The sequence below is a fragment of the Plantibacter cousiniae (nom. nud.) genome (genome assembly GCF_977070315.1).
On the sequence record NZ_CDRVEU010000005.1, the window covers coordinates 293957 to 315814 of the forward strand.

A 21858-nucleotide genomic window follows, 5' to 3' on the forward strand; every position below is an offset into this window, starting at 1 on the left:
GATTTTCTGGACGATGGAGTATCAAGGATGAGCAGTTCGGCCCTGGACGGTTCGCAACACCCCCTCAACAGCAGCTTCTTCCTGCTGTTTCTGACGATCTTCATCCCCTTCGGGCTGGGGCATTTCGTTTCCTACCTGTTTCGTACCGTCAATGCGGTGATCTACGTCGATCTGCAAACTGACCTGAGCTTGCCCGCCAGCAGTCTGGGTTTGCTGACCGGCGTGTACTTTCTGACCTTCGCCGCCGCGCAGATTCCGCTCGGCGTCATGCTGGACCGCTATGGGCCACGCAGCGTTCAGGCGCCGATGCTGTTGTTCGCGGTTGCCGGTTCGGTCATCTTCAGTATTTCCAGCACCGAAACCGGGTTGTTGATCGGGCGTGGTCTGATCGGCCTGGGGGTGGCGGGTTCGCTGATGAGCGCCATCAAGGCGTGTGCCATCTGGTTGCCGGTCGAGCGTTTGCCACTGAGTACCGCCTGTCTGCTGTCGATTGGCGGGCTGGGCGCGATGGCGTCGACTACGCCTTTGCATGTGCTGCTGAGCTGGTTGACCTGGCGAGAAGCATTTCTTGTTCTGGCGCTGCTGACCTTTTGTGTGGCGGTGGTCATACACCTCAGCGTCCCCAAAGCCTACGAAAGTAAAAACACGCGATACAGCGATATGTTTGCCGCGGTCGGCAAACTGTACTCGTCGTGGAAGTTTTGGCGTCTGGCGCTGTACTCGGTGTTCGCGCACGCCATCTACATGTCGGTCCTGTCTCTGTGGATGGGGCCGTGGTTACGTGATATGGCGGGCTTGAGCGATTCCGGGATGGCCAATGTGCTGTTGTTCGGAGCTATCGCGATGGTGGCGGGATCTCTGACGTTCGGCGCGATCACCGATTATCTGCGCAGGTTCGGTGTGCAGCCAATCATGATCTGTGGCACCGGTACGGTGATCTTTATCGGTTTTCAGGTGCTGATGGCCAGCGGCTTGCCGGTATCGCCTTACCTGATTGCCATGGGCTTCAGCTTCTTCGGCACCTCGACGACCATGAACTACGCCATTGTGGCGCAATCGGTATCACCGGAACTGGCGGGCAGGGTGAGTTCTTCATTCAATCTGGTGGTATTCGTGCTGGCGTTTTTCCTCCAGTGGCTGATGGGCGCTGTCCTTAATCTATGGCCAGCATCTCAGGGTGCCGGTCACTCGTTCGAGGCTTACCAGTGGTCGTTGGGCCTCATGATTGCCCTGCAATTGCCTGGCGTGCTGCTCTGGCTCAGCTTCCGTCCCTGGAAACGCAGGGCCTGAAACGCAAAACCCCGGCCGAGAGTCTCTCGAGCCGGGGTTTTCTTTTGCGATGCAGCGATCGATCAGCTGGCGGAAGCCGCCACAGGCGCTTCAAGCTTTTGCCCGCCCTTGCGGAACAGCACCAGCGTGGCTATCAAGCCCAGCACTGCTGCGCCGGTCAGCCAGATGCCTGGCGCTGCCTTGTTGCCCAATTCGTGAATCAGGTAAGTACAGGCCGCCGGGGTGAAGCCGCCGAAGGTCGCGGTCGCCAGGCTGTAGGCCAGCGAGAAACCCGTGGTGCGGACTTCGACCGGCATGATCTCGGTCAGCGCCACGACCATCGCGCCGTTGTAGGAGCCGTACAGGAACGAGAACCACAACTCGACCATCAGCAGATTGCCGAAGCTTGGGTGTGCGACCAGCCACGACAGGGCAGGGTAAGCAGTGGCGATGGCCAGCACGGTCGCGGCAATCAGCAGCGGCTTGCGGCCGATGCGATCGGAGAACGAACCCATGATCGGCAGCCAGATGAAGTTGGACACACCCACGCAGACCGTCACCAGCAGGCTTTCCAGGTCGGTCAGGTTCAGTTCGTTCTTGCCGAAGGTCGGAGTGTAGGCGGTGATCAGGTAGAACGACACGGTGGTCATCACCACCAATGCCATGCCGCCCAGCACCAGGCCGAAGTTCTGGCTGATGGAGCGCACCACTTCACGCAGCGTTGGGCGATGGGTACGGGCTTCGAACTCCGGGGACTCTTCCAGCGAGCGACGGATGATGAAGATCGCCGGCACGATCAGGCAGCCGATCAGGAACGGCACGCGCCAGCCCCATTCGCCCATCTGCTCAGGGCTCAGCCAGTGGTTTAGACCCACGCCCAGCAAGCCGGCGAAGACCACGGCGGCCTGTTGGCTGGCGGACTGCCAGCTGACGAAGAAGCCTTTGCGGCCCGGTGTCGAGATTTCAGCCAGATACACCGAAACGCCACCCAGTTCCACACCCGCCGAGAAACCTTGCAGCAAACGACCGAGCAGCACCAGCAAGGGTGCGATGACACCCAGTGTGGCGTAGCCCGGCACGCAGGCAATCAACAGAGTGCCCATTGCCATCATCGCAAGGGTGATAATCAGCCCTTTGCGACGCCCGTGACGATCGATGTAAGCACCGAGAAAAATCGCGCCCAGAGGACGCATGAGGAAGCCTGCGCCGAAGGTCGCCAGCGACAGCATCAACGAAGCGAAAGCGCTGTCGGAAGGGAAGAAGGTTTTTGCGATGGCTGTGGCGTAGAAGCCATAGACCATGAAATCGAACATCTCGAGGAAGTTACCGCTGACAACGCGAAAGATCGCTTTGCCCTTACTTGTTGTGGAGGCCATTTAGTTACTCGCTCAGGCTCGTCGGCTTGGAGTCCGTTGTCGTTTTTATCCCGTTCGCATCGTCAGTTCGTGTGTGCAACTGGCGATGCGCACTTGTAACAGTATGTGTAACAGGGCTCAAAGACAACCGTTTCGGCGATTTGCTATCGGTTAACTGACGCTTGACAGGTCAAGACAATTGAGATCTTGCGGCGTGTCATTTTGATGAAACCTGATGAACAGGCATGTCATGCAGGGATCATAAGTCGCCTTCGACCACTCAATATGCCGGTTGGCCTTGTATTGGGGTTGTTCACGGGGTGTCAGGGCGGGTTTATGGACGCTTTTCTGTCTTGTTCGCTGATGGCGGCAAGTCACTTTGAAGGTTTTTATAGTGCGGGGCATGGGTTTGCGTAGGTTTGGCAAGGTTGCAGGGTGCCTCGTGTTGCTGGTGTGCGGTGGTTGTGGCCAGGAACGCAAGCTGGAAAGCTTTGGCGGGCCGACCATGGGCAGCCATTATTCCGTGGTGTATGCGCGCGCTTCCGGGCAGCCAGAGCCTGCGGCTGTGCGTCCCGAGGTTGAAGCGATTCTGGACGAGGTCGATCAGCAGATGTCGCTCTGGCGCACTGATTCTGATATCGAACGCTTCAATGCATTGCCTGCCAATAGCTGCCAGGCGATGCCGGAATCGGTCTTGAAGATGATCGGTGTGGGCGAACAGCTATCGCAGGAGAGCGACGGTGCCTTCGATCTGACGATCAAGCCGCTGATGGACCTGTGGGGATTGGGGCCTCATATGCTGTTCGAGCAGATGCCGCTGGTGCGGCAACTGGCCCGGACTCAGGCGCTGGTCGGCTATCGCAACCTGCGCATCGTCGGCGACCGGTTGTGCAAGAGTGCTGCCGTGCAAGTGGACCTCAACAGCATCGCCGCCGGCTATGCGGTAGATCGCATCAGCGAGCGGATGGACGCGCTCGGCTTGCACGATTATCTGGTGCAGGCTACGGGTGAACTGAAAGTCAGCGGGCTCAAGCCTGACGGCTCGCCCTGGAGAGTGACGCTCGATGCGCCGCTCGATGATGGCAATGTCACGCAAAAGGTATTTCCGCTGAAGGGCTACGCCGTATCTACGTCGGGCGACTATCGTCGTTACATCGACCATGACGGGTGGCGCATTTCCGATACGCTCGATGCCTTGACCGGTAAGCCGACCAGCCACGGCCTGGCGTCGGTGACCGTCATTCATCCCTCGGCGCTGATGGCCGACGGTCTGTCCTCCCTGCTGTTGATTCTCGGCCCGCAACAGGGCTGGAATTATGCGCAAGAACATAAAATCCCTGCTTTTTTTGTGATTCGTGCCGATAAGCGCTTTATCATCCGCAGCAACGCGTCGTTTGATCGTCTGGTCGTGGAGCAGTCGCGCTAATTCAACATGCCGGATCAGCCGGTCACTGGCGCCTCGTGCAGACAAAAATTGGCCTTCGACGCGACCAAGGGTTAATGTTCGCCGCCTCGGTGTAGCGCTAGACTGCGCCGCGTGATTTAGCCAGAGATGCCAGAGTGGCGCCTCGGTCTGTTTAAAGGAGTACGCATGGCTGTCTACAACTACGACGTAGTGGTACTGGGTTCCGGCCCTGCCGGAGAAGGCGCGGCAATGAACGCCGCCAAGGCGGGGCGCAAGGTCGCCATGGTCGACAGCCGTCGGCAGGTGGGCGGTAACTGCACCCATTTGGGTACCATTCCGTCCAAGGCCCTGCGTCACTCGGTCAAGCAGATCATTCAGTTCAACACCAATCCCATGTTCCGTGCCATCGGCGAGCCGCGCTGGTTTTCGTTTCCGGATGTGTTGAAAAACGCCGAAATGGTCATCTCCAAGCAAGTGGCCTCGCGCACCAGTTACTACGCCCGTAACCGCGTCGACGTGTTCTTCGGCACCGGCAGTTTTGCCGACGAGACCAGCATCAACGTGGTCTGCACCAACGGTGTGGTGGAAAAGCTGGTGGCCAACCAGATCATCATCGCCACCGGTTCGCGCCCTTATCGGCCGGCCGATATCGATTTCAGTCACAAACGCATCTACGACAGCGACACCATCCTCAGCCTGGGCCATACCCCGCGCAAGCTGATCATTTATGGCGCCGGTGTGATCGGCTGTGAATACGCCTCGATCTTCAGTGGCCTTGGCGTGCTGGTCGAGCTGGTCGATAACCGCGACCAGTTGCTGAGCTTCCTGGATTCGGAAATTTCCCAGGCGCTGAGCTATCACTTCAGTAACAACAACGTGATGGTTCGCCACAACGAAGAATACGAGAAGGTCGAAGGTCTGGATAACGGCGTTATCCTGCACCTCAAGTCCGGCAAGAAGATCAAGGCCGATGCCTTGCTGTGGTGCAACGGCCGTACCGGCAACACCGACAAGCTGGGTCTTGAGAACATCGGTCTGAAGGCCAACGGCCGTGGTCAGATCGAAGTGGACGAGACCTACCGCACCAGCGTTTCCAACGTCTACGGCGCCGGCGATGTGATTGGCTGGCCAAGCCTGGCCAGTGCGGCTTACGATCAGGGTCGTTCGGCAGCGGGCAGTATGGTCGACAATGGCAGCTGGCGTTATGTCAACGATGTGCCGACCGGGATCTACACCATCCCCGAGATCAGCTCGATCGGCAAGAACGAACACGAACTGACGCAGGCCAAGGTGCCTTACGAAGTGGGCAAGGCGTTCTTCAAGGGCATGGCGCGTGCGCAGATTTCCGGGGAGCGGGTCGGGATGCTGAAGATCCTGTTCCACCGCGAGACGCTCGAAGTGCTGGGCGTGCATTGCTTCGGTGACCAGGCGTCCGAGATTGTGCACATCGGTCAGGCAATCATGAGCCAGCCGGGTGAAGCGAACACCATGAAGTACTTCGTCAACACCACCTTCAACTACCCGACCATGGCCGAAGCCTATCGGGTAGCTGCATACGACGGCCTCAACCGGCTTTTTTAAGCGACTCCGGCCGGTGGCCTGAGCCGGCCGGGGAGACCGATTTCAGCGATTCCCGAGCGTGGCAGTGGCCAAACCGGGAAAGTCTGTAATCAGGCTGTCGACGCCGAAATCAGCGAGCCTGCGCATCAAGGCAGGCTCGTTGACTGTCCATACCGACACATGCAGGCCCTGACGCTGTGCTTTCTGCAGGCGCTCCGGGGTACACAGTGTCCAGTTCAATGCCAGAATTTCACAGCCGTAACTCTGGGCGATCTTCAGCGGTTCAAGCCAGGCGTACTCGGCTACCAGCCCGCGCGAGATGTCCGGCGTCAGGTCCAGCGCGGCGCGCAGTACTTCGCGAGAGCTGGAGGTGATCGTCACCTTGTCCAGCAAGCCATGGCGCTGAGCCATTTCACGAATCGCCAGCACGGTGTTGGCGGCGCGAGTGCGTGAAGCGCTTTTGACCTCCAGCTGCCAGTGCTCGAAATCGCATTGTTCGAAGAGTTCTTCCAGGCGTGGAATCGGGCACGGTGAGACCCAGCCAGGGCCTCCCTTGCGTGCGTCATACGTCACCAGATCGGCTGCCAGGTGTTCATTGACCTTGCCGCGCCGGTCGGTGGTGCGCTTGAGGGTAGGGTCGTGAATGACCATCAACTCCCCGTCCTTTGAAAGGTGCAGGTCCAGTTCACAGCGGCGCACGCCGTGCTTGAGGCATTCCTGAAAGCTGGTCAGGGTGTTTTCCGGTGCTTCGCCCTTGGCGCCGCGGTGGCCGTAGATAAGGGTCACGTTTACTCCTGGCTACTGCTGATAGTGAAAAAGGGGCAGGGCGTTCAATTTCCGGAGGGCTGGCCCTGTTCCAGTGCCTGACGTCGCTGCTGAGCCTGACGCTGCAACACATGGCGGGCGAGTAACTGGCGCTGGGCGTCCGGAAGATTGACAAAGTCGGTGCTGACATCGAAGTTGCCGTCTGCCAGCGTGTCGCACTGCGAAACCCTCGCGCGCAGCATCAGACCCGCGGCCTGTGGCATGAGCACCATCTTGATCGACAGCTGTTCGCCGACGGCAAAAGCCTGTTGCGAATTGAACTGGATCCCGCCTTCGGACAGTTTGACCGGCTGGGGAGCGCCCAGTTTGCCCAGTGCGGTGTGGGCAACCACTTCGCCCAGCAGGTCGATGCGCTTGCTCAGCGACTTGAGAAAACTGTTCAGCACCCGGTCGCGCTCGTCGAGCTGGCGCATCAGATGCTGCGACTCGAACTCGCTGACGTGCAGCTCGCTGAGCAGGTCGAACAGCGTCGAGGTGTCCTGCATGGCATCCTGGCTTGCCTGATCGGCGGCAGACAGGGGGTTAATTTCCAGTGCGACGCTGTCGTCGATACGGTAGTATTCGCGGCGTCCTGCTTCATCTAATGTCGACATGGCGAACCCAAGCTAGCGGCGGTGGTCAGAGAGTTTCGAGTGTAAAGCTGCACGTCAAGGCCCGCCACACGGACGTCCTCATTCCTGCGAACAAATTCCTACATGTTCAGACCTCTTTTTGTATTTATCGGCACGCGCTACACCCGTGCGAAGCGACGCAATCATTTTGTTTCCTTCATCTCCCTGACATCCATGATCGGCCTCGCCCTGGGCGTTGTGGTCATGATAGTCGTGTTATCGGTGATGAATGGTTTCGATCACGAAATGCGTACCCGTGTGCTCGGCATGGTGCCGCACGCGACCATCGAATCCGCTGACCCGATCACCGACTGGCGCGGTCTGGCCGCGAAGGTTCAGGAAAACCCGCAGGTGCTGGCCGTGGCGCCGTTCACCCAGATGCAGGGTTTGCTGACTCACGACGGCAAGGTCCAGAAAGTGCTGCTCAACGGTATCGACCCGCTTGAAGAGCGCAAGGTCTCGATCATTGACCGCTTCATCAAGCAGGGCCAGCTCGACAGTCTTTCGCCCGGCAGCTTCGGCATCATGATCGGCGACAAGGCCGCGGCCAAGCTGGGCGTCGGCATCGGTGACAAACTGACCTTCGTTGCACCTGAGGTAACGGTGACGCCGGCCGGGATGTTCCCGCGTATGAAGCGTTTCGAGGTGACCGGCATCTTTCACGTCGGCGCTGGCGAAATCGACGGTTTCCTCGGGCTGACCAACCTCGATGACCTGGGCCGTCTGCACCGCTGGAAGCCCAATCAGGTGCAGGGCCTGCGTCTCAAGTTCGACGACCTGTTCGCCGCGCCACGTACCTCGTGGGAAATCGCGCAGAAGCTGGGCGAAAACAATTTCTACTCGCGTGACTGGACGCGCACCCACGGCAACCTGTATCAGGCCATCCGCATGGAAAAAGCCATGATCGGTCTGTTGCTGCTGCTGATCGTGGCGGTGGCGGCCTTCAATATCATTTCCACGCTGGTGATGGTGGTCAATGACAAGAAGGGCGACATCGCCATTCTGCGTACCCTGGGCGCTACGCCGCGACAGATCATGGCGATATTCATGGTCCAGGGCACGGTGATCGGCGTGGTCGGTACGCTGATCGGCGCGGCACTGGGTATTCTGGCGGCGCTCAATGTCAGCGCAGCCATTGCTGCACTCGAAGGGCTGATCGGCCACAAGTTTCTCAACGCCGACGTCTACTTCATCGATTACCTGCCTTCGCAACTGATGGCCCAGGACGTGTTCCAGGTCTGCGGTGCAGCGTTGGTCCTGAGTTTCCTCGCCACCCTGTATCCCGCCTGGCGTGCTGCGCGCACCCAGCCGGCGGAGGCGTTACGTTATGAGTGAGTCGGGCATGTCTGATAAAGCAGTATTGAGTTGCCGCAACCTGGGTAAGTCCTACGAGGAAGGCCCGGAATCCGTGGTGGTGTTGTCCGGTCTGCAGCTGGAGTTGCACCCCGGCGAGCGTGTCGCGATCGTCGGCAGTTCGGGGTCGGGCAAAAGTACCTTGCTCAACCTGCTGGGTGGGCTGGATACGCCGTCCGAAGGCAGTGTGTGGCTCGCGGGCGAAGAGTTGTCGGCGCTGGGCGAAAAGGCCCGAGGCCTGCTGCGTAACCGGGCGCTGGGTTTCGTCTACCAGTTCCACCATTTGCTGCCGGAATTCACCGCGCTTGAAAACGTCTGCATGCCATTGCTGATCGGCCGTACGCCCATCCCTGAAGCCCGCAAGCGTTCCACCGCACTGCTGGAGCGTGTCGGTCTCGGGCATCGTCTGGCGCACAAGCCTTCGGAGCTGTCCGGTGGCGAGCGTCAGCGTGTGGCAATTGCCCGTGCCTTGATCAATCAGCCGGGTCTGGTGATGCTCGACGAGCCTACCGGCAACCTCGATCACCACACGGCGCAGGGCATTCAGGACCTGATGCGTGAATTGAGCACGTCGTCGCGCACGGCGTTTCTGATCGTGACCCATGACATGAACCTGGCCCGGCAAATGGACCGTGTCCTGCGCCTGGAAGACGGCCGCCTCGTCGAGGCCTGATCGACCCGGCCCGGCGCCATTCATCGCGTCGGGTTCCAGTTTTTATACGGTGTATTTTTTCACGGTGCTTCGCGAATGTTCAGACCGTTACCCATCTTCATCGGCATGCGCTATACCCGCGCCAAACGCCGCAAAAGCTTCATCTCGTTCATTTCGATGACCTCGATGATCGGTCTGGCACTCGGTGTCCTGGCGATGATCGTGGTGCTGTCGGTCATGAACGGTTTCCAGCGGGAAATGAGCTCGCGGATTCTCGGCATGGTGCCGCACGCGGTCATTGCCGGTACCACGCCGGTCGATGACTGGAAACCGCTGGCCGACGCTGCGCTGAAAAACCCTGAAGTCACCGCTGCGGTACCGTTCACCGACATGGAAGGCATGCTGTCCTACAAGGGGTCGATGCAGCCGATCCAGATCAGCGGTGTCGACCCGGCGCTGGAACATGAAGTGTCGATCGTCACGCAGCACATCACCCGCGGAAGCCTCGAAGACCTCAAGCCGGGCGAGTTCGGCGTGGTGCTCGGTGATATCACCGCACGCCGCTTTCGTTTGACCATCGGCGACAAGCTGACCCTGATCGTGCCGGAAGTGAGCAGCGCCCCTGGCGGCATCACGCCGCGCCTGCAACGCCTGACTGTCGTGGGTATCTTCAAGGTCGGTGCCGAGCTGGACGGTTCGATGGGCCTGATCAATATCGCCGATGCGGCGCAGATGCAGCGCTGGCAGCCCAACCAGGTTCAGGGTGTGCGACTGGCGCTCAAGGATCTGTACAAGGCGCCTCAGGTGTCCACCGCCATTGCCGCCGGCCTCGGTGAGGGCTATCGCGCCGATGACTGGACCCACACTCAGGGCAGCCTGTTCAGCGCCATGAAAATGGAAAAGACCATGATCGGTCTGTTGCTGCTGATGATCGTCGCCGTGGCGGCGTTCAACATCATTGCCACGCTGATCATGGTGGTCAACGACAAGGGCGCAGATATCGCCATCCTGCGCACCATCGGCGCCACGCCGCGGCAGATCATGGCGATTTTCGTGGTCCAGGGCACCGTCATCGGCATTGTCGGTACATTGATCGGCGGCATCCTGGGGATTATTGCAGCGCTGAACGTCAGCAGCCTGGTGGGCTGGATCGAGCGGGTCAGCGGCCAGCACATCTTCAGTTCCGATGTGTATTTCATCAGCAACCTGCCGTCCGAACTGCAGGCCGGTGACGTGCTGCTGATCTGCAGTGCCGGGTTTATCCTGAGCTTTCTGGCGACCATCTACCCTGCATGGCGCGCCGCGCAGATCCAGCCAGCGCACGCACTGCGTTACGAGTGACAGGGCCTTAGCCACCTTCGTCGAGGCCGCACGGCGGCCTGCGCGGGTGGCGGGGCAAAGCTGATTTTCGCTGAAAGCCCCGCGCAAACGCTATAAACTCGCCGCGTTAATTCATGATCCAGGTATCGCCATGCATCCCGCAGCCGAACACTCGCCGCTGGGCAAGTCCAGTGAGTACATCGCCACCTACACGCCGTCTCTGTTGTTCCCGATTCCTCGTGCCGCAAAATGGGCCGAGCTTGGGCTCACCGCGCAGACGCTGCCTTATCAGGGTGTCGATTTCTGGAACTGCTACGAGCTGTCATGGCTGCTGCCTTCCGGCAAGCCGGTGGTGGCCATTGGCGAATTCAGTATTCCGGCCGAATCGCCGAACATCATCGAATCGAAGTCGTTCAAGCTGTACCTCAATTCGCTGAATCAGACAGCTTTCGCGAGCGTCGAACAGCTGCAGACCACCCTTGAGCAGGATCTGTCGGCCGCGGCGGGCAAGCCGGTCGGGGTGCGTATTCGCAGTCTGGCGGCGATCGAAGAAGAAGGTGTCGCGGCTTTGCCGGGCGTATGTATCGACGACCTGGACATCTCGGTCAGCAGCTATGACCGGCCGCAGCCCGAGTTGCTGCATTGTGATGACTCGCGGGTGGTGGAAGAGAGCGTGCACAGTCACCTGCTCAAGTCCAACTGCCCGGTCACCAGTCAGCCCGACTGGGGCAGTGTAGTCGTCGAATATCGCGGCGCGGCGCTGGATCACGCCAGCCTGCTGGCGTATATCGTCAGCTTCCGCCAACACTCGGATTTTCATGAGCAGTGCGTGGAGAGAATCTTCCTTGACCTGCAGCGCCTGCTCAAGCCGGAGAAGCTCACCGTGTATGCGCGCTACGTGCGCCGCGGTGGTCTGGACATCAACCCGTACCGCAGCACTGAAACGCTGGACGTGAGCAATCGCAGGCTGGCGCGGCAGTAGTAGCGTCTGCCGCCAAGGGCGTGGGCGCAGAGCGTCCGGAACGGCATTCCCACGCGGAGCGTGAGGAACGATAGGTGTGTGGGCATGCATTGGGTGACGCTCTGCGTCACAGCTCTGCGTCGCACTGCGCATCAGCGGCCGGACGCAGAGCCATTAGAACGGCATCCCCCAATCAGACCCCGATATTGCCCAGCGTCTGCACGATGTTGCGCAAGGTGCCGGCGATGGTCGGATGCTCCAGCTCGAAACGTTCGACGGCCAGATTCACGCCATCAGCCAGGCTGCTGTCCTGCTCGTGGGTGGCCTGTTCCAGCTGAATTTTAGTTTCAATTTGTTGCATGAGTTCGTGCAGGTTTTCCCGCTCGGACTCTGACATCGGCGGGTTATGCTCCAGTTGCTCGCGCAGGGTATTGAGTTGTTCTTGCAGTTCGCGGGCGGGCATGACGTGCTCCTTGATTGATAAGTCTGTCTCATGGACTTCGCCGGAGCGTTAAAGGTCCATGTTCACTCAAGACTAATCCAGTCAACGCCTTGCTGCATATGTATCAGGGTTTTTCACCCTTGCTGCGTCGCAGGGCAATGTCGGCCAGGCAGGATTCCAGTTCACCCAGGTGGTCGATCACCGAATGCACGCCCAGCGAATAGAGTTTGAGCGTGGCCTGTGCGCGTCGCTGTTCGCGTTCTGCATCGCCGAGTGCCTGCCATTGTGAAGGCGAGAGCCCGCACAGTGGTCCGCAGGATGCCAGGCCAATGGTCCACAGTCCGGCGTTCAGTCCGGACTGCAACAGGCGCGGGTCGCCGCTGATCAGGACGCAACCATCCAGGTGGCTGACTTTCAGGGCCATCAATGCCATCCAGCAGGCATCCGGGGCGGGCCAGCCTGCAGTGGGGCGGGGCGCGGGAATCATCCAGTCATTCACCGGCACAGCCAGTGCGCTGCTCACGCTTTCAGGCAGTTCCTCGAGCCAGGCGCAAGGCATGCTCTGCTCGCGCAGGGTCTGCAGAATAGCCTCTGCGCCCGGTGTGAACTGTGTGTGCTCATGGCCGGGTGCGCGCGAGTTCGCGGCCTGCGCACCGAAGTCCACCAGGCAGCCGCTCAGGCCGAACAGCAGGGCAGGGAAGGTTGGCAAAGGCGTGATGACCGGGGCGAGCATGAGGATCTCTCTGAAATATCGAGAAACGCTACCGATCTTTTGTGACACTTCGATGAATGTGCGATGACGGGGTTTATGCGGAACCCTTTGCTGACAGACCTGCCTTATTCTCGACAGAAGGCTTTATACTCCCTGTCCTAGCGTGTGGGGCGTAGCACCCGCGTCATTATTTCGATATCTCGATCAGGAGTGTCAGCTATGCCCGTGACCGGTGCAGGCTTTATCAAACGTTTGGTGCAATTGTCCCTGTGTGCAGGCATCGCGCTGGTTCCGGTAGCCGTTCAGGCCGCCGAGGACGATCCCTGGGAAGGTATCAACCGTTCCATTTTCACCTTCAACGATACCCTTGATGCCTACACGCTCAAGCCGCTGGCCAAGGGGTATCAGTATATCGCGCCGCAATTCGTCGAAGACGGTATCCATAACTTCTTCAGCAACATCGGCGATGTCGGCAACCTGGCGAACAACGTGCTGCAGGCCAAGCCTGAGGCCGCGGGCGTCGACACGGCGCGCCTGATCGTCAACACTACTTTCGGTCTGCTGGGCTTCATCGACGTGGGTACCCGCATGGGCCTGCAGCGCAACGATGAAGACTTCGGTCAGACGCTGGGCTACTGGGGCGTGCCGAGCGGCCCGTTCGTGGTCATTCCGTTTCTGGGGCCAAGCACCGTACGTGATGCGTTCGCCAAGTACCCGGACACCTACACCTCGCCTTACCGCTACATCGATCACGTCCCGACCCGTAACACGGCGCTGGGCGTCAACCTGGTCGATACGCGGGCCAGCCTGCTGTCTGCCGAGCGCATGGTCAGTGGCGATCGCTACACCTTCATTCGCAATGCCTATTTGCAGAACCGCGAGTTCAAGGTCAAGGATGGCAAGGTCGAAGACGATTTTTAATCACTGCTTTGCCTCTGCATGAATCAATAAAGGCGACCCTGGGTCGCCTTTATTATTTTGTAAAAATGTGAACCTGTTCCGCCTGTTTTCACTTCATCGAGACGATTGAAAGCCCCAGTTTCTGTACGCCACCTTCTTCATCATTCACCCAGACCACCTCGGTTTCGGCTTCAAGCCCTTTGAGCGCAGGATGGTCAGAGTCAATGCGCACGCTGAGTTTGTCTCCGACCTGGAACAAGCGTGGCGCCTGAACCTGCATGCCGGAGCTTGAAAGATCAATGCATACGGCAGGGATGACCTGGCCGGCGTGGATCAGGTTGACGTCTGCATCGACGCGCATGCGGATGTAATCCCGCTTTTCCTCGTAGTCGCGATCATTTCGACTCATGTACAGTCCTTCGTTTTAGTTGCTGATTTGTGAGTTCTTATAACTCTGGGTGATTTGCGATGTAAAGAGCGCAAAGTGAGGGTAGGAGCATGCTTGAAACACCCGTCGGATGGGAGTACCGTCTGCGCCTTGAAGGGCACCTCTGAAACACGACAGACTTATCAAGTTACTGCGTGTTATTGCGGAGAGGCTAGAAGCGAATCCAGTAAGCGGTTTCCGGTAATCCCGGGCCGCCTACGCCAACCTGATCTGGCGCCGTTTGCCCCCATGCCAAAAACCAGTGCCAAGCTGCTGATTATCGATGACGACGACGTAGTGCGCGCAAGCCTTGCCGCCTACCTTGAAGACAGTGGCTTCAGCGTTCTGCAAGCGAGTAATGGCTTGCAGGGAATTCAGATATTCGAGCAGGAGAACCCCGATCTGGTGGTCTGCGATCTTCGCATGCCACAGATGGGCGGGCTTGAGCTGATTCGTCAGGTCACCGCTATCGCTCCGCAGACGCCTGTCATCGTCGTTTCCGGTGCGGGCGTGATGAGCGATGCAGTCGAGGCCTTGCGCCTTGGCGCTGCCGACTACCTGATCAAGCCTCTCGAAGATCTTGCCGTGCTCGAGCATTCGGTGCGCCGTGCGCTGGATCGGGCGCGCCTGCTCACTGAAAACCAGGTCTACCGCGAAAAGCTGGAAAAGGCCAATCGCGAACTCGAAGCCAGCCTTCACCTGTTGCAGGAAGACCAGGACGCAGGTCGGCAAGTGCAGATGAACATGCTGCCAATCACTCCGTGGTCGATTGATGCATTCAAGTTTGCCCACCAGATCATTCCGTCGTTGTACCTGTCCGGCGATTTTGTCGATTATTTCAGGGTCGACGAGCGGCGTGTCGCTTTTTACCTGGCCGATGTTTCAGGTCATGGGGCGTCATCGGCATTCATTACCGTACTGCTGAAGTTCATGACCACGCGGCTGCTGTTCGAGTCCAAGCGTGGCGGAACGCTTCCGGAGTTCAAGCCATCGGATGTGCTGGGGCATATAAATCGCGGCCTTATCAGTTGCAAGCTGGGCAAGCACGTTACGATGGTCGGCGGTGTCATCGATGAAGAGTCAGGTAAACTGACGTACGCAGTGGGCGGACATCTGCCACTGCCTGTGTTGTATTCCGAAGGGCAGGCGCATTATCTGGAAGGTCGTGGACTGCCGGTCGGGTTGTTCAATGAGGCCACCTATCAGGATCATGAAATTGATCTGCCCGAGTCCTTCAGTCTGACCATGTTGTCTGATGGCATACTGGACTTGTTACCCGGTGATACACTCAAAGAGAAAGAAGCCGTCCTTCCCGAATTGGTCAAGACGGCTGGCGGCAGCCTGGATGGCTTGCAGCGGGTTTTTGAATTGGCAACGCTAGGGGAGATGCCGGATGATATCGCCTTGTTAGTGTTAAGCAGGAATCTTGAATGAGTACCGGTAGAATCCAGTTCGCCGAGCAGGAAGGCACCTTCGTTCTCAAGTTCGTGGGTGAAGTACGGTTGACGCTGTGTTCGGCCCTGGATGCGACTATCGAGCGCATCTTCACTGCGCTGAATTTCTCGGCGGTGGTCATTGACCTGACCGAAACGCGCAGCATTGACAGCACCACGCTTGGCCTGCTGGCCAAACTCTCGATTCTGTCACGCCAGAAGGTGGGCCTGTTGCCGACGCTCGTGACCACTCACGAGGACATCACGCGCCTGTTGCAGTCGATGGGCTTTGATCAGGTCTTCAACATCGTTGACCGGCCTCTGCCGCGGCCTGAGTGCCTGACTGATCTGCCTTCACAGGACCAGTGCGAAGAAGTGGTGAAGGCCAAGGTGCTCGAAGCGCACAAGATCCTGATGGGCCTCAACGATTCCAATCGTGAAGCGTTCCATGATCTGGTCAATGCACTGGAAGGTCAGCGCTAGGTATCAGTTGCGTCTGTCTCTCTGATCGCCGAACCCCAGGCAGCAAAAAGGGCGACACCTGCGAAGGTGTCGCCCTTTTTCATGTTCAGGCTTTTTTGGCGGAGAGCAGTGCTTCCAGCTTTTCCTGATCGCGAGCGAACTGGCGAATACCTTCAGCCAGCTTTTCAGTGGCCATGGCATCCTCGTTGGAGGCCCAGCGGAACTGGCTCTCGGTCAGGCTCTGACGCGCTTCGCCGGCGTTACCCGGTGCAAGCTTGCGTTCCAGAGTGCCGGTGTCTTCGGCCAGCTTCTTGAGCAGGTCGGTGCTGATGGTCAGGCGATCACAACCGGCCAACTGTTCGATCTGGTTCAGGTTGCGAAAGCTCGCACCCATGACCACGGTCTTGAAGTCGTTGGCCTTGTAGTAGTTGTAGATGCGCGTAACCGACTGCACACCCGGGTCTTCTGCGCCGGTGTAGTCGGTGCCTGTCGACTTCTTGTACCAGTCGTAGATGCGGCCCACGAACGGCGAAATCAGGAACACCCCGGCCTCGGCGCAGGCGACTGCCTGGGCGAAGGAGAACAGCAAGGTCAGGTTGGTCTGGATGCCATCCTTCTCGAGCTTTTCAGCTGCGCGGATACCTTCCCAGGTGGCGGCCAGTTTGATCAGCACCCGGTCACGCTTGATGCCTGCGGCGTCGTACAGACCGATCAAACGCTCGCTGCGCTCGATCAGGGCATGGGTGTCGAAGGAAAGGCGTGCGTCCACTTCAGTGGATACGCGGCCCGGAACCACCTTGAGAATCTCCTGACCGATGGCGACTGCAAAGCGGTCGCAGGCCAGGCCGATGTCGCCCTTGCTACCGTCGAACGCTTCGCCCAGCATCTTGGCGTTGTTCGCATCGGAAGCGGCCTTGAGCAGCAGGGAAGGGTTGGTGGTGGCGTCCTCGGGTTCGAGGCTCTTGATTGCGCCGAAGTCGCCGGTGTCAGCAACAACGGTGGTGAATTTCTTGAGTTGATCCAGCTTGGAAGTCATGAGCGTGCTCTGTCCTGTGCGGTTGGATGACATTACCCGAGCGCTGCCGACCACTCAAGGCCGCAGCGTTTACTGCTGCCGATGATAGGCCCTGAGGGACGGCATTGTCGTGAATACCTTTGTCTAGGATGTTTTTGAGCCTCGCACCGACTGCTTGTTCCCTTGATGTGAATTTAACCTCTTGAAGAGCGGCCTGCACGTTGCGCAATGGGCGCGAACATCAGCTTACCGTGCCTTTGACAGAGGGCCGCTGCGCCGGGGTGAGCCGGGTTCGCAATCAGACCGGGCTGTGGCGTCGAGCGGCGCATTGGGGTAAAGATGCTGTTCAACTCGCGATGATCTGAAGGAACCAGCATGCATTCACGACGCTTCCCCCTCACTGCCGCCATCGGACTTTCCCTGGTTTCCATGGGTCTGTTTTCCATGGCTGCCAATGCCGCCGAGCTGTCACCCGATCAGTTGCTGAAAAAAGCCCAGGCCGAACAACCGGCCTACCTCGACACTGTCCGGCAACTGGTCGATATCGACACAGGCACCGGCCAGGCACCCGGGCTGAAGACCGTCAGCGCGATGCTGGTCGAACGTCTCAAGGCGCTGGGCGCTGAAGTCTCCACCACGCCGGCAGATCCTTCGGCGGGGGACAATATCGTCGGCACGTTCAAAGGCAACGGCACGCGTTCTTTTCTGTTGATGGTCCACTACGACACGGTGTTCGGGCCGGGCACTGCCGCCAAGCGTCCCTTCAGGCTCGACAGCGAGCGCGCCTATGGGCCAGGGGTGGCAGATGCCAAGGGCGGCGTGGCGATGATTCTGCACGCACTGCAGTTGTTGCAGAATGAGCACTTCAAGGAGTTCGGTACGCTCACTGTGCTCTTTAACCCGGACGAGGAGACCGGCTCCAGCGGTTCGAAAAAAGTCATCGCCGAACTCGCTCGCCAGCATGACTACGTGTTTTCGTACGAGCCGCCTGACAAGGATGCCGTCACCGTCGCCACCAACGGCATCAATGGCCTGCTCCTCGATGTCAAAGGCAAGTCATCACATGCGGGCTCCGCTCCCGAGGCCGGGCGCAATGCCGCCATCGAGCTGGCGCATCAGTTGCTGCAGCTTAAGGACCTCGGCGACCCAGGCAAAGGCACGACCGTCAACTGGACACTGATCAAGGGCGGGGAGAAGCGCAACATCATTCCATCCAGCGCATCAGCCGAGGCGGACATGCGCTATTCCGACCTCAGCGAGAGCGATCGCGTACTGGCTGATGGCCAAAAAATCGTGAAGAAGACACTGGTCGATGGCACCGAAGTGACCTTGCGAATGGAAAAAGGCCGACCGCCGCTGGCCAGAAACCCTGGCTCCGAACAGCTGGCGAAAACCGCGCAGGCGCTGTACCAGAAAACAGGCCGCACTCTGGAACCGATTGCCATGCGTTTCGGTACCGATGCGGGCTATGCCTACGTACCGGGCAGTGCAAAACCTGCGGTACTCGAAACCATGGGCGTGGTCGGCGCCGGTCTGCATGCCGACGATGAATACATTGAGTTGTCGAGCATCGCGCCCAGGCTTTACCTGACCGTGGCGCTGATTACGCAGTTGTCGAAGGGCGATGCTGCGCCCTGACGACTCGTGAGGGGAGCGTTGACAGGCGTGGTCTGCGGGCCACGCCATCTGTCGATGCGTGGGGCATTGCGATTGACCTGATCACCGATAAACGATTAACTGTATATGTATACAGTTAATCAGAAAAGGCTCGCCTCATGAGTGTTACATTCCTTGGCCCGTTGTCGGCAGGTGGCATCAAGCTTCCGTTCATATCGCTGTCGTCCGTTGGCTCCAGATCGCCAGTGGTCGAGAAGCATGTTTCCATCGCCGAGCTTTGCGAGGTCCGTGAGCCGCACGCCTACCTGGCCAGGATCGAAGACCAAGGCATGCAAGGGGGCGGCATGTGCAGCGGGGACATGCTGGTGGTCGACCGCAGCCAGTACGCTGAGCACGGTGACATCGTCGTTGCCTCGCTCAATGCACGGCAGATCTGCCGGCGTCTGCACATGCGCGGCGATGTGGTGATTCTGGAATCGCAAAATCCGGATTACCCACCACTGCGTGTCACCGACAACGATGACCTGATCATTCTGGGCGTGGTCACCTACAGCCTGAAAAACCTGCTGGAGGGCCGCGCTGCATCATCAGCTCATCGATGAACAGACGCATGTCCTTGCATTGCAAGGCGCTGCGTGATTTGCTGCTCACTCTATGGCTTTTACCGGAATACCGAGCGCATGCAAGAACGACTTGACCAGCTACGGCTCCCCAAGCCTGTACAGGGAGCAATCAGTGATCTGGTAAGGGCGCTCGACGCAACCAGCACCTGCGCCGACGTGGAAGCCGAAGCCGCGTTGCAGATCGAATACATTCACGGTCTTGAGACCAGCAGAAAGTTGCGTCCAGCCGATGCCGAAGCGCTTTACATCATTTTCGACGACGCAGTTCAGGCTCGTTTACAGGCACTTGCCGATTAGATTCGGTAATCCGTTATTCCCCTGCCTGCGTGAACTTCACCTAAGACGCTATCTGTCAGCTGGGCCGGGACGGATGCATTGGCTCACCCTGCGAATCTGCAATCTGCGGGCTCTTGTTCAGGTTTGAATGGTTATGCGTTTATCAGGCTTTATCCTCGAGAACATCGAACCTATCGTGCGCGAGTGGACCGATTTCGCACGCACCCTGTCTCCGGCCGGTGAGCCTCTGGATACCACAGAGCTCAGGGACCATGTCGAGCAAATGCTGCGGGCGATCGCCACTGATTTGGAAACGGATCAGTCGTTGCAACAGCAGGTCGACAAATCGCAGGGCCACGGCGTGTCACATGAACAAACCGCAGCCAAAAGCCACGCGATCACTCGACTGATGTCGGGCTTCACCATCGATCAGGTGGTTTCGGAGTTTCGGGCATTACGGGCGAGCGTGATCAAACAGTGGATGTCACGAGAGGCGCTGGACACTCAACAGCAGATCGAAGACATGATTCGTTTCAACGAGGCGATAGATCAGGCCCTGGCCGAGTCTATTTCCAGCTATACCAGCGCGATTCAGGCATCACGCAATATATTCCTTGGCATCCTCGGGCACGATTTGCGTACCCCGCTAAGCGCCATACTGCTGGGGGCCGACGTATTGCTGCGCACCCATGATCTGGGCGCACGGCCAACCAAGGTTGCATCGAGGATCTACTCCAGCGTGAAGCGGGCCAACCAGATCGTCGGTGATCTGCTCGACTTTACGCGCTCACAGATCGGTCCCGGCATCCCGTTGAAAAAGACCAAAATAGACATGCAACCGATCTGCGTTCGCATCGTTGACGAATCGAGTACCGTCAACCCGGAAGCAGACATTCGCTTGACGTCGGAGGACCCGGTCATCGGCCGCTTCGATGGCGATCGACTGGAGCAGGTCTTCTCGAACCTCATCGGCAACGCCATACAGCACGGCAATAGCTGCGATCCCGTCGAAGTGACGCTGGCCGTTTCGGAGGGCGAGCTGCGCTTTACCGTCCACAACACCGGCAGCCCGATTCCCGCAGATGTGCTGCCGTTCATCTTCAACCCGATGGACCGCTACTCACCCGAAAAGATGACCGACAACGGACCTTATTCAAGCCTGGGGCTGGGTCTGTTCATCGTCGACAGGATTGTCGACGCGCACGGCGGGCGTATCGAGGTGACGTCGAAAGCGGATCATGGGACTACGTTTGCGGTGTTCATTCCGTTGAGTGCGGGGTGAGGTGGGGGCGGTTGTCAGTCAGAGGTGTATATCCGACACCGACACACATAGTGTCCCGGTCTTGCTCCTGAGGTGAGGACCTGCTTTCAAGCATCTTGCGGGCGACAGAGATGCCCGCTTGATCAATTCCTAAAGACCTCAAACTTATCCATCAAAACCTTCCCAATTTACAGCCATCCAGCGGCATCAATTGGCTAACGTGGCTGCACAACGACGCCCGATGATAGAATGCCTCCATACTTCTCTCTGAGCTACCGACGCTAATGTCATCCGCAAGCCCCGATAAAAGGCGCTCGTTCACGCGCCGCTTCTCCGTCGCTCCGATGATGGACTGGACCGACCACCACTGCCGCTACTTCATGCGCAAGCTCTCAAAGCATGCCTGGCTCTACACCGAGATGGTCACCACCGGCGCCTTGCTGCATGGCGACCGCGAGCGGTTCCTACGGCATGATGAAACCGAGCATCCGTTGGCATTGCAGTTGGGTGGCAGTACGGCGGCGGATCTGGCTGCGTGTTCGCGTCTGGCGGAAGAGGCGGGGTATGACGAGGTCAATTTGAACGTCGGTTGCCCGAGTGACCGGGTGCAGAACAACATGATCGGTGCGTGCCTGATGGCGCATCCTGCGCTGGTGGCGGATTGCGTCAAGGCGATGCGCGATGCGGTTGGTATTCCGGTTACGGTCAAGCACCGGATCGGTATCAATGGCCGTGACAGCTACGCCGAGTTGTGTGATTTCGTCGGCAAGGTTCAGGAGGCGGGTTGCCAGAGTTTCACGGTTCACGCGCGTATCGCAATTCTCGAAGGACTGTCTCCCAAGGAAAACCGCGATATTCCGCCACTGCGTTACGACGTGGTCGCGCAGTTGAAGTCTGACTTTCCTGACCTGGAGATTGTGCTCAACGGCGGCATCAAGACGCTGGAGCAGTGCAGTGAGCATTTGCAGTCGTTCGATGGCATCATGCTGGGGCGTGAGGCTTATCACAACCCGTATCTGTTGGCGCATGTCGATCAGCAGTTGTTCGGCAGCACGGCGCCGGTCATCAGTCGTTACGACGCGTTGGAGTCGATGCGGCCGTACATTGCGGAGCACATTGCCAGCGGCGGCAATATGCACCACGTCACCCGGCATATGCTCGGTCTGGGCCTGGGTTTCCCTGGTGCGCGACGCTTCCGGCAGTTGCTGTCGGTTGACATACACAAGGCCGAAAACCCGATGCTGTTGCTGGATCAGGCCGCGGCGTTTCTGCAGGGGCATTGATCGCATGTGCCGTGAATTGATCTGAGTTGAGCCGAATCAAAGGAAACGCTTATTCCAGTAGCGGCGTTATCGGGCTGCGGTTATGTTGAGCGCATA

At 58.8% G+C, this 21858-nt stretch carries 22 protein-coding genes; 15 read left to right on the forward strand and 7 right to left on the reverse strand.

Annotated elements, in window-relative coordinates:
* Positions 1 to 27: 27 nt before the first annotated feature.
* Positions 28 to 1290, forward strand: coding sequence for an MFS transporter (locus ACW55A_RS12915; protein WP_455808010.1), 1263 nt, complete (start codon positions 28 to 30; stop codon positions 1288 to 1290).
* Positions 1291 to 1352: 62 nt separating this feature from the next.
* On the opposite strand, the gene ACW55A_RS12920 is transcribed toward ACW55A_RS12915, so the two are convergent.
* Complete coding sequence (locus tag ACW55A_RS12920) at positions 1353 to 2645, reverse strand: MFS transporter (protein ID WP_003436625.1); 1293 nt, start codon at positions 2643 to 2645, stop codon at positions 1353 to 1355.
* A gap of 382 nt (positions 2646 to 3027) precedes the next feature.
* Between ACW55A_RS12920 and ACW55A_RS12925 the strand changes: the two genes are divergently transcribed.
* A complete protein-coding gene (locus ACW55A_RS12925; RefSeq protein ID WP_161428690.1) occupies positions 3028 to 4050 on the forward strand; it encodes an FAD:protein FMN transferase in 1023 nt (340 codons plus the stop codon).
* 165 nt (positions 4051 to 4215) lie between these two features.
* Complete coding sequence (gene sthA / locus ACW55A_RS12930) at positions 4216 to 5610, forward strand: Si-specific NAD(P)(+) transhydrogenase (protein ID WP_003436620.1); 1395 nt, start codon at positions 4216 to 4218, stop codon at positions 5608 to 5610.
* A 42-nt stretch (positions 5611 to 5652) separates the two neighbouring features.
* On the opposite strand, the gene ACW55A_RS12935 is transcribed toward sthA, so the two are convergent.
* Both ACW55A_RS12935 and ACW55A_RS12940 read right to left on the reverse strand, forming a co-directional pair.
* Positions 5653 to 6375 carry a glycerophosphodiester phosphodiesterase gene (locus tag ACW55A_RS12935; RefSeq protein WP_498811021.1) on the reverse strand — a complete coding sequence of 241 codons (723 nt, stop codon included), beginning with the start codon at positions 6373 to 6375 and terminating at the stop codon, positions 5653 to 5655.
* A 44-nt stretch (positions 6376 to 6419) separates the two neighbouring features.
* A complete protein-coding gene (locus ACW55A_RS12940) occupies positions 6420 to 7007 on the reverse strand; it encodes a PilZ domain-containing protein (RefSeq protein ID WP_003371621.1) in 588 nt (195 codons plus the stop codon).
* A gap of 102 nt (positions 7008 to 7109) precedes the next feature.
* Here ACW55A_RS12940 and ACW55A_RS12945 point away from each other — a divergent pair, with 102 nt between their 5' ends.
* From ACW55A_RS12945 to queF, 4 genes are all read left to right on the forward strand, one after another.
* Entirely contained in the window at positions 7110 to 8360 is a 1251-nt protein-coding gene (locus ACW55A_RS12945; RefSeq protein WP_455808008.1) for a lipoprotein-releasing ABC transporter permease subunit, read from the forward strand.
* Between the two features lie 7 nt (positions 8361 to 8367).
* Positions 8368 to 9051: a lipoprotein-releasing ABC transporter ATP-binding protein LolD gene (gene lolD / locus ACW55A_RS12950; RefSeq protein ID WP_016567727.1), complete on the forward strand. Its 684-nt coding sequence runs from the start codon at positions 8368 to 8370 to the stop codon at positions 9049 to 9051.
* A gap of 75 nt (positions 9052 to 9126) precedes the next feature.
* Positions 9127 to 10371: a lipoprotein-releasing ABC transporter permease subunit gene (locus ACW55A_RS12955; protein WP_003371628.1), complete on the forward strand. Its 1245-nt coding sequence runs from the start codon at positions 9127 to 9129 to the stop codon at positions 10369 to 10371.
* A gap of 130 nt (positions 10372 to 10501) precedes the next feature.
* Positions 10502 to 11332: an NADPH-dependent 7-cyano-7-deazaguanine reductase QueF gene (gene queF / locus ACW55A_RS12960; RefSeq protein WP_003436606.1), complete on the forward strand. Its 831-nt coding sequence runs from the start codon at positions 10502 to 10504 to the stop codon at positions 11330 to 11332.
* 172 nt (positions 11333 to 11504) lie between these two features.
* Here queF and ACW55A_RS12965 read toward each other — a convergent pair whose 3' ends face one another.
* Both ACW55A_RS12965 and pcrP read right to left on the reverse strand, forming a co-directional pair.
* Positions 11505 to 11774 (reverse strand): DUF4404 family protein, encoded by a 270-nt coding sequence (locus tag ACW55A_RS12965; protein ID WP_003315072.1) that lies wholly within the window; start codon positions 11772 to 11774, stop codon positions 11505 to 11507.
* Positions 11775 to 11877: 103 nt separating this feature from the next.
* Positions 11878 to 12486, reverse strand: coding sequence for an HAD superfamily inactivated hydrolase PcrP (gene pcrP, locus ACW55A_RS12970; RefSeq protein ID WP_003436603.1), 609 nt, complete (start codon positions 12484 to 12486; stop codon positions 11878 to 11880).
* 198 nt (positions 12487 to 12684) lie between these two features.
* On the opposite strand from pcrP, the gene ACW55A_RS12975 reads away from it, so the two are divergent.
* Positions 12685 to 13386 (forward strand): MlaA family lipoprotein, encoded by a 702-nt coding sequence (locus ACW55A_RS12975; RefSeq protein WP_003371636.1) that lies wholly within the window; start codon positions 12685 to 12687, stop codon positions 13384 to 13386.
* A gap of 88 nt (positions 13387 to 13474) precedes the next feature.
* Here the strand turns inward: ACW55A_RS12975 and ACW55A_RS12980 are convergent, their stop codons facing one another.
* Positions 13475 to 13774, reverse strand: a complete 300-nt coding sequence (locus ACW55A_RS12980; RefSeq protein ID WP_003371638.1) for a PilZ domain-containing protein — start codon at positions 13772 to 13774, stop codon at positions 13475 to 13477.
* A gap of 267 nt (positions 13775 to 14041) precedes the next feature.
* Here ACW55A_RS12980 and rssB point away from each other — a divergent pair, with 267 nt between their 5' ends.
* On the forward strand, positions 14042 to 15226 hold the full coding sequence (gene rssB, locus ACW55A_RS12985; protein WP_003315068.1) for a two-component system response regulator RssB: 1185 nt from the start codon (positions 14042 to 14044) through the stop codon (positions 15224 to 15226).
* Positions 15223 to 15708, forward strand: coding sequence for an anti-sigma factor antagonist RssC (gene rssC, locus ACW55A_RS12990; protein WP_003315067.1), 486 nt, complete (start codon positions 15223 to 15225; stop codon positions 15706 to 15708). The genes rssB and rssC overlap by 4 nt, the downstream gene beginning before the upstream one ends.
* A gap of 85 nt (positions 15709 to 15793) precedes the next feature.
* Here rssC and tal read toward each other — a convergent pair whose 3' ends face one another.
* Positions 15794 to 16723, reverse strand: coding sequence for a transaldolase (gene tal / locus ACW55A_RS12995; protein WP_003423528.1), 930 nt, complete (start codon positions 16721 to 16723; stop codon positions 15794 to 15796).
* 354 nt (positions 16724 to 17077) lie between these two features.
* On the opposite strand from tal, the gene ACW55A_RS13000 reads away from it, so the two are divergent.
* The 5 genes from ACW55A_RS13000 to dusA all read left to right on the forward strand — a co-directional run bounded on the left by ACW55A_RS13000 (position 17078) and on the right by dusA (position 21762).
* A complete protein-coding gene (locus ACW55A_RS13000; RefSeq protein ID WP_003436597.1) occupies positions 17078 to 18340 on the forward strand; it encodes a M20/M25/M40 family metallo-hydrolase in 1263 nt (420 codons plus the stop codon).
* Positions 18341 to 18477: 137 nt separating this feature from the next.
* Complete coding sequence (locus ACW55A_RS13005; RefSeq protein ID WP_003371644.1) at positions 18478 to 18921, forward strand: LexA family protein; 444 nt, start codon at positions 18478 to 18480, stop codon at positions 18919 to 18921.
* Positions 18922 to 18999: 78 nt separating this feature from the next.
* Positions 19000 to 19239, forward strand: a complete 240-nt coding sequence (locus ACW55A_RS13010; RefSeq protein ID WP_003346461.1) for a hypothetical protein — start codon at positions 19000 to 19002, stop codon at positions 19237 to 19239.
* Between the two features lie 133 nt (positions 19240 to 19372).
* Positions 19373 to 20500: a sensor histidine kinase gene (locus ACW55A_RS13015; RefSeq protein ID WP_248680673.1), complete on the forward strand. Its 1128-nt coding sequence runs from the start codon at positions 19373 to 19375 to the stop codon at positions 20498 to 20500.
* Positions 20501 to 20763: 263 nt separating this feature from the next.
* Entirely contained in the window at positions 20764 to 21762 is a 999-nt protein-coding gene (dusA, locus tag ACW55A_RS13020) for a tRNA dihydrouridine(20/20a) synthase DusA (protein ID WP_498811022.1), read from the forward strand.
* The last annotated feature ends 96 nt before the right edge of the window (positions 21763 to 21858 follow it).

Coding starts and splice junctions, on each gene's coding strand:
- ACW55A_RS12915 (WP_455808010.1), top strand. CDS start 28: ATGAGCAGTTCGGCCCTGGACGGTTCGCAACACCCCCTCAACAGCAGC.
- ACW55A_RS12920 (WP_003436625.1), bottom strand. CDS start 2,645: ATGGCCTCCACAACAAGTAAGGGCAAAGCGATCTTTCGCGTTGTCAGC.
- ACW55A_RS12925 (WP_161428690.1), top strand. CDS start 3,028: ATGGGTTTGCGTAGGTTTGGCAAGGTTGCAGGGTGCCTCGTGTTGCTG.
- sthA (WP_003436620.1), top strand. CDS start 4,216: ATGGCTGTCTACAACTACGACGTAGTGGTACTGGGTTCCGGCCCTGCC.
- ACW55A_RS12940 (WP_003371621.1), bottom strand. CDS start 7,007: ATGTCGACATTAGATGAAGCAGGACGCCGCGAATACTACCGTATCGAC.
- ACW55A_RS12945 (WP_455808008.1), top strand. CDS start 7,110: ATGTTCAGACCTCTTTTTGTATTTATCGGCACGCGCTACACCCGTGCG.
- lolD (WP_016567727.1), top strand. CDS start 8,368: ATGTCTGATAAAGCAGTATTGAGTTGCCGCAACCTGGGTAAGTCCTAC.
- ACW55A_RS12955 (WP_003371628.1), top strand. CDS start 9,127: ATGTTCAGACCGTTACCCATCTTCATCGGCATGCGCTATACCCGCGCC.
- queF (WP_003436606.1), top strand. CDS start 10,502: ATGCATCCCGCAGCCGAACACTCGCCGCTGGGCAAGTCCAGTGAGTAC.
- ACW55A_RS12965 (WP_003315072.1), bottom strand. CDS start 11,774: ATGCCCGCCCGCGAACTGCAAGAACAACTCAATACCCTGCGCGAGCAA.
- pcrP (WP_003436603.1), bottom strand. CDS start 12,486: ATGCTCGCCCCGGTCATCACGCCTTTGCCAACCTTCCCTGCCCTGCTG.
- ACW55A_RS12975 (WP_003371636.1), top strand. CDS start 12,685: ATGCCCGTGACCGGTGCAGGCTTTATCAAACGTTTGGTGCAATTGTCC.
- ACW55A_RS12980 (WP_003371638.1), bottom strand. CDS start 13,774: ATGAGTCGAAATGATCGCGACTACGAGGAAAAGCGGGATTACATCCGC.
- rssB (WP_003315068.1), top strand. CDS start 14,042: ATGCCAAAAACCAGTGCCAAGCTGCTGATTATCGATGACGACGACGTA.
- rssC (WP_003315067.1), top strand. CDS start 15,223: ATGAGTACCGGTAGAATCCAGTTCGCCGAGCAGGAAGGCACCTTCGTT.
- tal (WP_003423528.1), bottom strand. CDS start 16,723: ATGACTTCCAAGCTGGATCAACTCAAGAAATTCACCACCGTTGTTGCT.
- ACW55A_RS13000 (WP_003436597.1), top strand. CDS start 17,078: ATGCATTCACGACGCTTCCCCCTCACTGCCGCCATCGGACTTTCCCTG.
- ACW55A_RS13005 (WP_003371644.1), top strand. CDS start 18,478: ATGAGTGTTACATTCCTTGGCCCGTTGTCGGCAGGTGGCATCAAGCTT.
- ACW55A_RS13010 (WP_003346461.1), top strand. CDS start 19,000: ATGCAAGAACGACTTGACCAGCTACGGCTCCCCAAGCCTGTACAGGGA.
- ACW55A_RS13015 (WP_248680673.1), top strand. CDS start 19,373: ATGCGTTTATCAGGCTTTATCCTCGAGAACATCGAACCTATCGTGCGC.
- dusA (WP_498811022.1), top strand. CDS start 20,764: ATGTCATCCGCAAGCCCCGATAAAAGGCGCTCGTTCACGCGCCGCTTC.